Genomic DNA, 11870 nt, shown 5'->3' with positions numbered 1-11870 from the left:
CGCCACCGATGGCGTACCCTTCTCAAGGCGCACTTTCGTGCGTCGGGTCTTTGCGTGCTTTGTATGGGTCACGCGGATGACCAACCGCCAGTAGCTACGACAGGAGTCCGCGTCCGATGTACGCGATCGTCAAGACCGGCGGCAAGCAGTACAAGGTCGCCGAGGGCGATGTGATCGAGGTCGAGAAGCTCGCGGGCCAGCCTGGCGACTCCCTGTCGCTCGCGGCGGTGCTGCTTGTCGACGGCGAAGATCTCATCACCGACGCGGCGAAGCTTGCCAGCGCTGCGGTGACCGCTGAGGTCGTCGCGCACACCAAGGGTCCGAAGATCCGGATCCACAAGTTCAAGAACAAGACCGGCTACCACAAGCGCCAGGGTCACCGCCAGCCGCTGACCCAGGTGAAGGTCACCGGCATCTCCACCGGGAAGTAGGGGCAGCGCGATGGCACATAAAAAAGGTGCGTCCAGCTCGCGGAACGGGCGCGACTCCGCTGCCCAGCGGCTCGGCGTGAAGCGTTTCGGCGGTCAGCTGGTCAACGCCGGCGAGATCATCATCCGGCAGCGCGGCACCAAGTTCCACCCGGGTGACCTGGTGGGCCGCGGTGGCGACGACACGCTGTTCGCGCTCGCCGCGGGCCACGTGCTCTTCGGCACCAAGCGGGGCCGCAAGACGGTCAGCATCACCCCAGCCGCAGGCTGAAGTTTCTTTCCGGACGGCGGGCCGGGGGCATATTCGCTCCCGGCCCGCCGTTCTTGTGTTCGTGAGGTCCTCGGGGTGCGGCAGTGCCGTGCCGCCGGCGATCTGTGAGGTTGAGGGGATCGGGTCGTGACCACGTTCGTTGACCGCGTCGTGCTGCACGTGAGGGCGGGCGACGGTGGCCATGGCTGCGTGTCCATCCACCGCGAGAAGTTCAAGCCGTTCGGCGGCCCCGACGGCGGTGACGGTGGCCACGGCGGCAGCGTCAAGCTCGTCGTCGACCCGGCCGTGCACACGCTGCTCGACTTCCACTTCCACCCGCACCAGAAGGGTGGCAACGGCGCCGGCGGCGCGGGCAACGACCGCGACGGCGCCAACGGGCAGACGCTCGTGCTGCGGGTGCCCGACGGCACCGTCGTGCACAGCATGGACGGCGAGGTCATCGCCGACCTGATCGGCGAGGGCACCGAGTTCGAGCTGGCCCGCGGCGGGCGGGGCGGCCGCGGCAACGCGGCCCTCGCCAACACCCGCCGCAAGGCGCCCGGCTTCGCGGAGCTCGGCGAGCCCGGCGAAGAGATCGACGTCGTCCTGGAGCTCAAGAGCGTCGCCGACATCGGCCTGGTCGGCTTCCCGTCGGCCGGAAAGTCGTCGCTGATCTCGGTCATCTCCGCGGCCCGGCCCAAGATCGCCGACTACCCGTTCACCACCCTGGTGCCCAACCTGGGCGTCGTGCAGGCCGGCGACAACACGTTCACCGTCGCCGACGTGCCCGGCCTGATCCCCGGCGCCGCCACCGGCAAGGGCCTCGGCATGCAGTTCCTGCGGCACATCGAGCGCACCGCGGTGCTGGTCCACGTGGTCGACACCGCCGCCCTGGAGACCGAGCGCGACCCGGTGTCCGACATCGACGCGATCGAGGCTGAGCTGGCGGCGTATGGCGGCCTGGAGGACCGGCCGCGGATCGTCGCGCTGAACAAGATCGACGTGCCGGACGGGCGCGACCTCGCCGACATCATGCGCGCCGACCTGGAGGAGCGCGGCTACGCCGTGTATGCGGTGAGCGCCGTCACCCACGAGGGGCTCAAGGAGCTCATCTTCGCGATGTCGGAGCTGGTCGGGCAGCAGCGCAAGCTGGCCCCGCCGCCGGAGCGCACCCGCATCGTCATCCGTCCCGCCGCCGTCGACGACAGCGGCTTCACCATCGTCCAGGACGACGAGGGCGTCTTCGTGGTCCGGGGCGGCGCGCCCGAGCGCTGGGTCCGGCAGACCAACTTCGACAACGACGAGGCCGTCGGCTACCTCGCCGACCGGCTCGCCCGCCTCGGCGTCGAGGACGCGCTCAAGAAGGCCGGCGCGGAGCCCGGGTCGCCGGTCCGCATCGGCGCCCGCGAGTTCGACTGGCAGCCCAACACGTACACCGCCGACGACTTCGTGCCGGGCAACCGGGGCACCGACTACCGCCTGGAGGAGCCCAACAAGCGGGTCCGCGCCGCGGAGCGCAAGGCGATGCGGGGTGCCCGCCGCCAGCCGTACGAGACGCTGGAGCTCGCCCCCTCGGACGAGGACGACCAGGACGACTTCTGACCCGCCGATCCGTTTGTACGAATCTGCGGGTTACGTCCGTCTACTGTCCGCTCAGCCTCTGCTACGAAAAACCGGCAATGGCCGCCGAGGCCATCGCGCGGGGGCTCGCGTGAGGCTAATGTTCGGTCGGTGGGCATCCTCGAGCGGCTGACCCGACCTGCGCGATCGCCACGTGAGCGCTTCGCCGACCAGGTGCTGGCAGAGTTGCGCAGGCTCGGTGTCCGGGACGCCGAGTTCCGCCCGACCCAGTTCGCGATCGTGTGCGAGTGCGGTCAGGACGCGTACAGCTGGCTCTTCCTGGCCAAGGCATTCAGCCAGTACCAACGCAGACCCGGCGACCGGAAGCGCTTCGTGCGGGACTTCGTGGCCAGCAGCCTCGCGCCGCCGGCCCAGCCTTCGACGTTCGAAGAGGCGCTGCCGCGGCTGCGCCTCGCCCTGCGGCACGCCGCCCGTGGCACCCGCACGCTGCGCCGGCCCGCGCTGCCGCACCTCGACGAGGTCGTGCTCGTCGAGGACATCCCGGTCGACCTGGACAGCCCGGCCCGCTGGGGGGTCAGCGCCGAGCAGATCTTCGCGGCCGCGCACGAGCACACCCTCGCCCGCGCCGAACTGCCGGCCAGCGCCGCGCTCTTCGGCCCGTCGGTGCTGCACGTGCCCGACCACTCCGGCGACCACCTGGTCTCCTGGGTGCTCCTGGAGGGCTGGCTGGCCGACCTGGACGAGCAGGTCGGCGGGCGGGCCGTCGCGTTCCTGCCGAGCACGCTGATGCTGCTGGTCTGCGCCGACGAGCCGCGCCTGGTGGAGCAGCTGTTCGACCTGGCCGCCGACGAGTACGCGCGCACGCCGGTGCCGCTGTCGCCCATGGCGTACACCACCGACGACGACGGACGGGTCGTGCCCTTCGACCCGTCGCCGGGCCACCCGGCGTTCCACGCCGCGGCGAAGGCCCGCCGCCGCCTGGCCACCGACGTGGCCGAGCACCAGCGGCGGACCCTCGCCGACCCGCGCCTGTCCGACTGCACCCTGACCGCCCGGCCCGACGGCTCCACGTTCACCACCGCCGTCTGGGCGGTCGGCACGCCGACGCTGCTGCCGGTCGTCGACTTCGTCGGGGTGGCGCTGCCGGGGGAGCGGGTGTTCTACGTGCCGTGGGCGCTGATGATCGAGGCCGACCTGCTGATCGAGGAGATCGACTTCCGGCCGGCGCGCTTCACCGCGGTCGACCGGCCGTCACCGGCGTCGCTGGGCTACCTGCGGGAGCGCGCCGTCCACCTGTGAGGCCGATCGCCGCCTTGGCGCGGCGCACGGTCGCGTCGGCGGTCTGGGCGGCCTGCTCGGCGCCCTTGGCGAGGACGGCCTCGATCTCCTCGTCGGTCAGCTCCTGGTAGCGGCGCTGGAGCGGCTCCAGGGTGGCGATCACCGCGTCGGCGACCTGGGTCTTGAGCCGGCCGTACCCGCTGCCCCGGAAGTCGATGCTCTCCGGCGCGCGGTCGGTCAGCGCGCCCAGGATGTCGAGGAGGTTGGCGATGCCGGGGCTGCCCTCCGGGTCGTACACCACCTCCGTGCCGGCGTCGGTGACCGCCCGCATCACCTTGCGGCGCAGCACGTCCGGCGGGTCGAGCAGGAACAGCACGCCCGCCGTGGAGGCGTTGGTCTTGCCCATCTTGCGGGCCGGGTCGGCGAGGTCCGCGATCCGGGCGGCGAACGCCGGGTGGACCGCCCGCGGCACGGTGAACGTGCGGCCGTACCGCTCGTTGAACCGCTCCGCCAGGTCGCGGGTCAGCTCGACGTGCTGGCGCTGGTCGCGGCCCACCGGTACCTCGTCGATGTCGTGCACCAGGATGTCGGCGGCCATCAGGACCGGGTACGTCAGCAGCGACAGCCGTGAGCCGCCACCGCCGCCCTTCTCCTTGAACTGGATCATCCGGTGCGCCTCACCGTAGCTGGCGACGCATTCGAGCAGGTAGTGCAGCTCCAGGTGGGCGGCGACGTCGGACTGGCGGTAGAGCAGCGTCCGATCGGGATCGACGCCCGCGGCGAGCATCAGGCCGGCCACCTCGCGGGACCGGCTCTGCAGCAGGACGGGGTCGTGCTGGACGGTCAGGGCGTGCAGGTCGGCGATGAACGCCACCGTGTCCTGCTCGTGCTGGCCCCGGACGACGGGTCTGATGGCGCCGACGTAGTTGCCGAGCTGCAGCGGGCCGGTGGGCTTGAAGCCTGAGATGCGGCGGGACATGGGGGGCTCCTCGGTCTGGGTCTGGAGGCCCGCCGCCACCGGGACACGCAAAAGGCCGCCCGGAAACGGACGGCCTCGATGGGGATGTGTGCAGGAAACAGCGGCCGCCCCTAGCGGGCGCGCCAGCTCGAATCACGGTGCAGCACGTCACCACGATAGCAGCCCGCGATGGCACTTGCCGTGGTCACAGTGGCCCCCTCTCTGGCCCCTCCCAAGCGGCGGATCCAGGTGTTGGCTGGAGCGGAGGTTCGATCGGGGAGGCGCGACATGCACGAGATGACAGGGGCGGACATCGACGTGGCGGGGGAGCGGCACTGGCTGCGGCTCAGCTGTCCCGGCTGCCGGGGGTGGCTGGGGGTGCCCGGTGAGGTGCCGCCGGGGATGGCGGCGCAGCTGGTGGCGCGGCGCATCGACGCGTTCGTGCAGCGGCACGCGCGGTGCGGGCGGTGACCATGCTGCGCCAGTTTCGCCTGACCGCCAGCGGGCCGCTGGACGACGAGCGGGCCGACCTGTTGTTCGACAGGGCGGACGACCTGAGCGTGGAGGTGGTGCCCGGCGAGGGGGTCGCCTGGGTGGCGTTCGACCGGGTCGCGCCGACGCTGGTCGACGCGGTCGTGTCCGGGGTCCGCGACCTGGACGCGGCGGGGGTCGGCATCGTGCGGGCGGTCGCCGACGACCCGCTGGTGACCCTGGAGGTGATCGCGGCCCGGGTGCGGCGGCCGGTCGAGGTCGTGCGGGGGTGGACGCACGCCGGGTTTCCGGCGCCGGTCCGGGAGCACCCGCGGCGGCCGGTCTACCACTGGCCGGACGTGTCCGCCTGGCTCGACCTGCACCGCGCGCCGGTGCCGTCCGCCGGGAACGCCGACGTGACGCTGGAGGCGGTCACGCTGGCGCTCCGGCTGCGGGCGCTGGCACCGCAGCTGGAGCGGATGCCGCCGATCCGGTCGCTGCTGTATCCGTGACGGTCGGTCGTCGCCGCGGCCGTCGCTGTTGCGGCGGCTGCGGCGTTACGGCTTTGCGTCTGTCGCCGCTGTGCGGCTTTTCAGACGTCGAACTCGCCGTCTTTGGCGCCGGCCACGAAGGCGTCCCACTCGTCCTGGGTGAAGACGAGCACCGGGCTGTGCGGGTCGGCGCCGTTGCGCAGGCCGATCAGGTCGTCCACGAACGCGACCTCCACGCGGCTGCCGTGGCTCTCGCCCGGGGCCGAGCGCCACACGGCGCGGGAGCTGTCAAAGGCACCCTTCGGGTGCGACAACGTCATGGAACTTGAGGCTACACGTACAACATGGGACGACGGAAACGGAGCACTCGTCCGGGCGACGTGGTGATCACTACGATGCCAGGATGCGCGTGGGCATCATGGGTGGGACGTTCGACCCGATCCACCACGGCCACCTGGTCGCGGCGAGCGAGGTGGCCGATCGGTTCGGGCTGGACCAGGTGGTGTTCGTGCCGACCGGCGACCCCTGGCAGAAAACGGGGTCGGTGGTCAGCTCGCCGGAGGACCGCTACCTGATGACGGTCATCGCGACCGCCTCCAACCCGCGGTTCACCGTCAGCCGCGTCGACGTGGACCGCGGCGGGCCGACGTACACCGTCGACACGCTGCGTGACCTGCGCGAGCAGTACGGCGCGTCGGCGGAGCTGTTCTTCATCACCGGCGCCGACGCGCTCAAGAAGATCCTGTCGTGGAAGGACGCGCGGGACCTCTTCGACCTCGCGCACTTCGTCGGCGTCACGCGGCCCGGGTTCGAGCTCGACGCCTCCCACCTGCCGGCGGACTCGGTGAGCCTGGTCCAGGTGCCGGCGATGGCGATCTCGTCCACCGACTGCCGGCGGCGGGTCGCGTCCGGCAAGCCGGTCTGGTATCTCGTCCCCGACGGAGTGGTGCAATACATCGCTAAGCGCGGTTTGTACCGAAAAGTCGACAACATCTGAGGGGCAGAGTGTCGTACGGGCGTGAGAGGCTAGAACGAGCCCGGCACAGCAGGCCGGGGGAGACCGACGAAGGGAGCCCGGTGCCCGCGACTGAGCGTGCCATCGAGCTGGCGCTCACCGCTGCACAGGCGGCCGCCGACAAGAAGGCTGAAGACATCGTCATCCTGGATGTCGCCGACCAGTTGGCCATCACCGACGCGTTCGTGATCGCGTCGGCGCCCAACGAGCGGCAGGTCCTCTCGATCGTCGATGCCATCGAGGAGCAGCTGGTGCAGCTGCCCGAGAAGGCGAAGCCGGTGCGTCGCGAGGGCAACCGGGGCGGGCGCTGGGTCCTGCTGGACTATGTCGACATCGTCGTGCACGTGCAGCACAGCGAGGAGCGCGAGTTCTACCAGCTCGACAAGCTGTGGAAGGACTGCCCGGTCATCGAGTTCGTCGACCGCGACCTGCCCGCGCCGGCGTGACCAGGCTGATTCTCTGGAGGCACGGACAGACCTCCTGGAATGCCGGTGGGCGGGTGCAGGGGCAGATCGACACGCCGCTGTCCGAGACCGGTCTGGCGCAGGCGGCCGCGGCCGCGCCGCGGCTGGCCGCGCTTGAGCCCGCCGTGCTCGTCTCCAGCGATCTGCGCCGCGCCAGCACCACCATGGACGCCTTGGCCGCGCTCGTGGACGTGCCGGTCACCCGTGACCCGCGCCTGCGCGAGCGCAGCTTCGGCGAGTGGGAGGGGCTGACGCACGCCGAGATCGGCGCGACCTGGCCGGAGGCGTTCGAGCGGTGGCGGCGGGGCGAGCCCGTCGACGACGCCGGCGTCGAGGAGGTCGACGCGCTCAGCAAGCGCATGACCGAGGCGCTGCAGGAGATCGTCGCGGCGGCGCCGGACGGGTCGACGATCGTGGTCGCGACGCACGGCGCCGTGGCCAGGCACGGCACGTGCGCGCTGCTGGGCTGGCCGCACGCGCTGGCGGCGACGCTGGGCGCGCTGCACAACTGCCACTCGACCGACCTGCGGTTCGACGCGACCCGGGGGTGGCAGCTGGCTGGCCACAACCTGCCATGATTGTCGCGGAACCGGGCGGGCGCCGGTAGCGTCGAAGGGATCATGGCAGTGCGTTCTGTGCTTCTGGTGGCCGCCGTAGCTCTCGCGCTCGGCGGCTGTGCCGCGTCTCCGACCTCCTCTCCCGGGGAGCCTCCGTCGGTCTCCGCTCCCGCTCCCGCTCCGTCGTCCATGTCGGTCGCGCCGTCGTCGGCCGCCCCCGGCTCCGCTCCCGCCGCCATCACCGTCTCCGGTCAGGTCGTCGAGGGTGTCGAGTCGGGCTGCCTGCTGCTTCGCGCGCCCGACAAGACGTACCTGCTGATCGGTGGTGACCGGGCCGTGCTGCAGGTCGGCAAGCAGGTCACCGTCACCGGGCGGCCCACCCCGGACCTGATGAGCACGTGCCAGCAGGGCACCCCGTTCCAGGTGAGCTCGGTCCAGGGCGGCTGATCGGCTACCGTGCCGTCATGACCGGAGCGGAGCGGAGCGGACGGTCGGGTACCGTGCCGTCATGACCGGACCGGAGCGGACGGTCGGGTACCGTGCCGTCATGACCGGACCGGAGCGGAGCGTCGGCATCATGAGCGCAGTCCGTCGGCCAGGCCGATGCCGGAGCGCAGCGGAGGTGGCGGCATGACCGGCGCACCCTCCGCCGTCGCCGTTGTCACCGACTCGACCGCCTGCCTGCCGGCCGAGCTGGCCACCGACCCGGCGCGGCGGCTCACCGTCGTGCCGCTGGCCGTCGTCGTCAACGGCGTCCCCGGCCTCGACACCGTCGATGTCGACTCCGCCACCGTCGCCGAGGCGCTCAACGCCCGGCGGGTCGCCGTCACCACCTCCAGGCCCTCGCCGGAGGCGTTCGCCGACGTCTACCGGGGGCTGCTCGCCGCCGGGGCGACCGCGGTCCTGTCCGTGCACCTGTCGGCGAAGCTCTCCGGCACCTACGACGCGGCCAGCCTCGCGGCGGCCGAGTTCGGCGATGCCGTCTCCGTGGTCGACACCCAGTCCACCGGGATGGGGCTGGGCTTTCCCGCCCTCGCCGCGGCGGCCGCGGCCTCTTCGGGTGCCGCGCTGTCGGAGGCGAGGCAGGCCGCCCTTGACGCGGTCGGCCGCACCTCGACGCTCTTCTACGTCGACACCCTGGAGTTCCTGCGCCGGGGCGGGCGGATCGGGGCGGCGGCGGCGCTGCTCGGCACCGCGCTGTCGGTGAAGCCGATCCTGCACACCACCGACCAAGGCGTCGTCGTGCGGGAGAAGGTCCGCACGGCGAGCCGCGCGCTGGCCCGGCTGGTCGACATGGCGGACGAGGCGGCGGGGCCGTCGGTCGTCGACGTGGCGGTGCACCACCTGGCCGCGCCGGAGCGCGCCGATGCGCTGCTCACGACGTTGAAGGAGCGGCTCGGGGAGCGGCTGCGGGGGGTGTACCTGACGGAGGTGGGCGCGGTAGTCGGCGCCCACGTCGGGCCGGGGATGGTGGCCGTGGTGGTGCACACGGTGTAGCCGCCGCTGTCGGTTGTCCCTTCGTGTCGGTTGTCCACAAGCGCGTGGTTGTCCACAGGGCGGTGCGTTCGCGGGGGTGGCGCGGTCGTGACCGGTCTTAGCGTGACCGGGCATGAGGCGCAGTACTGCAGACGGTGACAGCGAGACGGCGGGGCGGCTGGCGAGGGTGGTCGGGCTCCCGCCGGATCCCGATCCGTATCCGTGGGATGAGTCGTTTCGGTCCGCCGGGTCTCCGGACCCTCGCCCTGACCTTGGCCTGGACCCCGGTCCCGGTCCGGACGCCTCCGGTGGGCGGTCGTGGCTGTCGGCGGTCGACCCCGGTCGGCGCGGAGTGCGGACCCTCGTCGTGGTCGCCGTGCTGGTCGTCTGCGTGGCCGCGTTCCTGGCCTGGCGCTCCCGGCCGCAGGTCACCCCGGCGCCGCCGGTCGCCTCCGTCTCCGCCGCCCCGCCCGCGGCGGCCTCCAGCGCCCCGCCCCGGCTGGTCGTCTCGGTCGTCGGCAAGGTGCAGCGCCCCGGCCTCGTCGACCTGCCACCCGGGGCCCGCGTCGCCGACGCCATCACCGCCGCCGGCGGCCTGCTGCCCGGCGCCGAGCCGACCGGCCTCAACCTCGCCCGCAAGGTCGTCGACGGCGAGATGATCGCGGTCGGGATCCCTGCGCCGCCCGGTGCCGCGCCACCCGGTGCGGGCGGCGGCTCCGGCGGCGGTGGCCCCGTCAACCTCAACACCGCCACCGTCGCGGAGCTCCAGACGCTGCCCGGCATCGGTCAGGTCCTCGCGCAGCGCATCATCGACTACCGCGACCGTCACGGCGGCTTCCGCGCCGTCACCGACCTGCGCCAGGTCGAAGGCATCGGCGACGCCAAGTTCGCGCAGCTCAAGGACCGGGTGACGGTGTGAGCACCGACCTGCGCCTGGCCGGCGCCGCGGTCGGTTGCTGGCTGACCGCGCTGGGCTGCCTGTTCTGCCCCGCGCGGGCCGGCTGGGCGGTCGGTCTCGGCGCGGTGGCCCTCGCCGCGCTGTGGGGGCGGCTTCCCGTGCGGGCGCTGCGCCCGACCCGGTGGGTGGTCGTCGCGGCACTGCTCGGCGTCGCCTGCGGCGCGGTCACCACCGCCGCCCGGGTCGGCGAGCGCGACGCCGAGCCCCTCGCCGGCCTCGCGGCCGCGCACACGACGGTGCGGCTCGGCCTGCGGATCTCCGACGACCCGCGGCTCGGCCGTTCCACGGCGGGCCGGTCGCCGACGGTCGTCGTGCCCGCCCGGCTGACCTGGCTGCGCACGGCCGACGGCACGAACGTGGACCTGGGCGCACGGGTGCTGGTCCTCGCCGCCGACAAGGGCTGGCTGGGGCTGCTGCCGGGCCAGCGGGTCGAGACGACCGGCCGGCTGTCCCCGGCCGACGGCGGCGACCTGCGCGCCGCGATCATCTCCGTCACCGACGCCCCGGCCCGCGTCACCCCGGCGCCGGCGATCCAGCGGGCCGCCGGCACGCTGCGGTCCGGCCTCCAGCGGGCCTGCCTGCCCCTGCCCGCGGAACCGGGCGGCCTGCTGCCGGGGCTCGTCGTCGGCGACACCAGCCGGCTCGACCAGCAGCTCGCCGACGACTTCCGCGCCACCGGCCTGACCCACCTGACCGCCGTGTCCGGCGCGAACCTGGCGATCGTGGTCGGGCTGGTGCTGCTGCTCGCCCGATGGTGCCGCGCCGGCCCGAAGGTCGCCGCGCTGATCTGCGTGCTGGCCCTCGCGGGGTTCGTCGTGCTGGTCCGGCCGTCGCCGAGCGTGCTGCGGGCCGCGGCGATGGGCGGCCTCGCCCTGGTCGCGCTCGCGCTCGGCCGCCCGCGGGCGGTCCTGCCGTCCCTCGCGACCAGCGTCCTCGTGCTCGTGGTCGCCGACCCCGAGCTGGCCATCGACGCCGGCTTCGCGCTGTCCGTCCTCGCCACCGGCGGCCTGGTCCTGCTCGCGCCGCGCTGGGCGGAGGCCCTGCGCGCCAAGGGCTGGCCGGCGTTCGCGGCCGAGGCGGTCTGCGTGCCCGCCGCGGCGCAGGCGGCGTGCGCGCCGGTGATCGCCGGCATCTCCGGCGGCGTCAGCCTGACGACCGTGCCGGCCAACCTGCTCGCCGCGCCCGCCGTCGCCCCCGCCACGATCCTCGGCATCATCACCGCCGTGACGTCGCCGGTGCTGCCTGGCGTCGCGGCGTTCACCGCCTGGGTGGCCGCCTGGCCGGCCCGCTGGCTCGTCGCGATCGCCCACCACGGCGCCGCCGTCCCGGACGGTGTGCTCCCGTGGCCGGGCGGCGCGTTCGGCGGGATCCTGCTCGGCGGGCTGCTCGCGGCGCTGATCCTCGCGTTCCGGCGCCGGGCGGTGCGGCGGATCGTCGTCGTCATCACCCTCGCCGGCGTGCTCGGCGCCGTCCCCGTCAGAATCCTCACCGGCGGCTGGCCGCCGCCCGGCTGGGTCGTCGTCGCCTGCGACATCGGCCAGGGCGACGCGCTCGTCGTGGCCGCCGGGGGCGGCGACGCCGTCGTCGTCGACGCGGGACCGCAGGCCGACCCCGTCGACCGCTGCCTGCGCGACCTCGGGGTCCGCCGCGTCCCACTGCTGATCGTCAGCCACTTCCACGTCGACCACATCGGCGGCCTCGACGGCGTCCTGCGCCGCCGCCGCGTCGACCGGCTGCTCGTGCCGCCCTTCGCCGAGCCCGCGAGCGGCCGCCGGGCCGTCCTCGCCCGCGGCGTCGCCACCCTCGACGCGCCCGCCGGCACCGTCCTCACCGCCGGCGCGGCGCGGCTCACCGTCCTCGGCCCGGCCCGCCCCGTGACCGGCACCCGGTCCGACGTCAACTCCGATAGGGCGGATTGCCTCCCGCGCATCCCGTGAACGAGC

The 11870-nt window shown here is 73.4% G+C and carries 15 protein-coding genes; 13 read left to right on the top strand and 2 right to left on the bottom strand.

Going from position 1 to position 11870, the window contains the following annotated elements; translation table 11 throughout:
* Window positions 1-116: 116 nt before the first annotated feature.
* From rplU to ABZ321_RS43760, 4 genes are all read left to right on the top strand, one after another.
* A complete protein-coding gene (gene rplU, locus ABZ321_RS43775) occupies window positions 117-431 on the top strand; it encodes a 50S ribosomal protein L21 (protein WP_033365478.1) in 315 nt (104 codons plus the stop codon).
* A 10-nt stretch (window positions 432-441) separates the two neighbouring features.
* Entirely contained in the window at window positions 442-699 is a 258-nt protein-coding gene (gene rpmA / locus ABZ321_RS43770; RefSeq protein ID WP_033365480.1) for a 50S ribosomal protein L27, read from the top strand.
* Between the two features lie 126 nt (window positions 700-825).
* Window positions 826-2280, top strand: coding sequence for a GTPase ObgE (obgE, locus tag ABZ321_RS43765; protein WP_344512311.1), 1455 nt, complete (start codon window positions 826-828; stop codon window positions 2278-2280).
* A gap of 129 nt (window positions 2281-2409) precedes the next feature.
* Window positions 2410-3558 carry a hypothetical protein gene (locus tag ABZ321_RS43760; RefSeq protein ID WP_344512312.1) on the top strand — a complete coding sequence of 383 codons (1149 nt, stop codon included), beginning with the start codon at window positions 2410-2412 and terminating at the stop codon, window positions 3556-3558.
* On the opposite strand, the gene trpS is transcribed toward ABZ321_RS43760, so the two are convergent.
* Window positions 3491-4516, bottom strand: coding sequence for a tryptophan--tRNA ligase (gene trpS, locus ABZ321_RS43755; protein WP_354901735.1), 1026 nt, complete (start codon window positions 4514-4516; stop codon window positions 3491-3493). The two genes, ABZ321_RS43760 and trpS, sit on opposite strands and share 68 nt — an antisense overlap.
* A gap of 267 nt (window positions 4517-4783) precedes the next feature.
* Between trpS and ABZ321_RS43750 the strand changes: the two genes are divergently transcribed.
* Both ABZ321_RS43750 and ABZ321_RS43745 read left to right on the top strand, forming a co-directional pair.
* Entirely contained in the window at window positions 4784-4966 is a 183-nt protein-coding gene (locus ABZ321_RS43750) for a hypothetical protein (RefSeq protein ID WP_344512316.1), read from the top strand.
* A complete protein-coding gene (locus ABZ321_RS43745; RefSeq protein WP_344512318.1) occupies window positions 4963-5478 on the top strand; it encodes a hypothetical protein in 516 nt (171 codons plus the stop codon). The genes ABZ321_RS43750 and ABZ321_RS43745 overlap by 4 nt, the downstream gene beginning before the upstream one ends.
* Window positions 5479-5558: 80 nt before the next feature.
* On the opposite strand, the gene ABZ321_RS43740 is transcribed toward ABZ321_RS43745, so the two are convergent.
* Window positions 5559-5777, bottom strand: coding sequence for a DUF397 domain-containing protein (locus tag ABZ321_RS43740; RefSeq protein WP_033365485.1), 219 nt, complete (start codon window positions 5775-5777; stop codon window positions 5559-5561).
* Between the two features lie 83 nt (window positions 5778-5860).
* Between ABZ321_RS43740 and nadD the strand changes: the two genes are divergently transcribed.
* From nadD to ABZ321_RS43705, 7 genes are all read left to right on the top strand, one after another.
* Window positions 5861-6454 (top strand): nicotinate-nucleotide adenylyltransferase, encoded by a 594-nt coding sequence (gene nadD / locus ABZ321_RS43735; RefSeq protein ID WP_344512320.1) that lies wholly within the window; start codon window positions 5861-5863, stop codon window positions 6452-6454.
* Window positions 6455-6534: 80 nt separating this feature from the next.
* Complete coding sequence (gene rsfS / locus ABZ321_RS43730) at window positions 6535-6918, top strand: ribosome silencing factor (protein ID WP_344512322.1); 384 nt, start codon at window positions 6535-6537, stop codon at window positions 6916-6918.
* A complete protein-coding gene (locus ABZ321_RS43725) occupies window positions 6915-7514 on the top strand; it encodes a histidine phosphatase family protein (RefSeq protein WP_354901732.1) in 600 nt (199 codons plus the stop codon). The genes rsfS and ABZ321_RS43725 overlap by 4 nt, the downstream gene beginning before the upstream one ends.
* 168 nt (window positions 7515-7682) lie before the next feature.
* Window positions 7683-7940 (top strand): hypothetical protein, encoded by a 258-nt coding sequence (locus ABZ321_RS43720; RefSeq protein ID WP_344512326.1) that lies wholly within the window; start codon window positions 7683-7685, stop codon window positions 7938-7940.
* Window positions 7941-8123: 183 nt separating this feature from the next.
* A complete protein-coding gene (locus tag ABZ321_RS43715) occupies window positions 8124-8990 on the top strand; it encodes a DegV family protein (protein WP_354901730.1) in 867 nt (288 codons plus the stop codon).
* A gap of 112 nt (window positions 8991-9102) precedes the next feature.
* Entirely contained in the window at window positions 9103-9888 is a 786-nt protein-coding gene (locus ABZ321_RS43710) for a ComEA family DNA-binding protein (protein WP_354901729.1), read from the top strand.
* Window positions 9885-11864 carry a ComEC/Rec2 family competence protein gene (locus ABZ321_RS43705; RefSeq protein ID WP_354901727.1) on the top strand — a complete coding sequence of 660 codons (1980 nt, stop codon included), beginning with the start codon at window positions 9885-9887 and terminating at the stop codon, window positions 11862-11864. The genes ABZ321_RS43710 and ABZ321_RS43705 overlap by 4 nt, the downstream gene beginning before the upstream one ends.
* Window positions 11865-11870: the final 6 nt, after the last annotated feature.

The sequence above is a fragment of the Dactylosporangium sp. NPDC006015 genome, from assembly GCF_040614215.1.
GTDB lineage: Bacteria > Actinomycetota > Actinomycetes > Mycobacteriales > Micromonosporaceae > Dactylosporangium > Dactylosporangium maewongense.
This window is presented reverse-complemented; position numbering and strand designations above follow the sequence as displayed.

Coding starts and splice junctions, on each gene's coding strand:
- trpS (WP_354901735.1), bottom strand. CDS start 4,516: ATGTCCCGCCGCATCTCAGGCTTCAAGCCCACCGGCCCGCTGCAGCTC.
- rplU (WP_033365478.1), top strand. CDS start 117: ATGTACGCGATCGTCAAGACCGGCGGCAAGCAGTACAAGGTCGCCGAG.
- nadD (WP_344512320.1), top strand. CDS start 5,861: ATGCGCGTGGGCATCATGGGTGGGACGTTCGACCCGATCCACCACGGC.
- rpmA (WP_033365480.1), top strand. CDS start 442: ATGGCACATAAAAAAGGTGCGTCCAGCTCGCGGAACGGGCGCGACTCC.
- ABZ321_RS43720 (WP_344512326.1), top strand. CDS start 7,683: ATGTCGGTCGCGCCGTCGTCGGCCGCCCCCGGCTCCGCTCCCGCCGCC.
- ABZ321_RS43710 (WP_354901729.1), top strand. CDS start 9,103: ATGAGGCGCAGTACTGCAGACGGTGACAGCGAGACGGCGGGGCGGCTG.
- ABZ321_RS43740 (WP_033365485.1), bottom strand. CDS start 5,777: ATGACGTTGTCGCACCCGAAGGGTGCCTTTGACAGCTCCCGCGCCGTG.
- ABZ321_RS43750 (WP_344512316.1), top strand. CDS start 4,784: ATGCACGAGATGACAGGGGCGGACATCGACGTGGCGGGGGAGCGGCAC.
- ABZ321_RS43715 (WP_354901730.1), top strand. CDS start 8,124: ATGACCGGCGCACCCTCCGCCGTCGCCGTTGTCACCGACTCGACCGCC.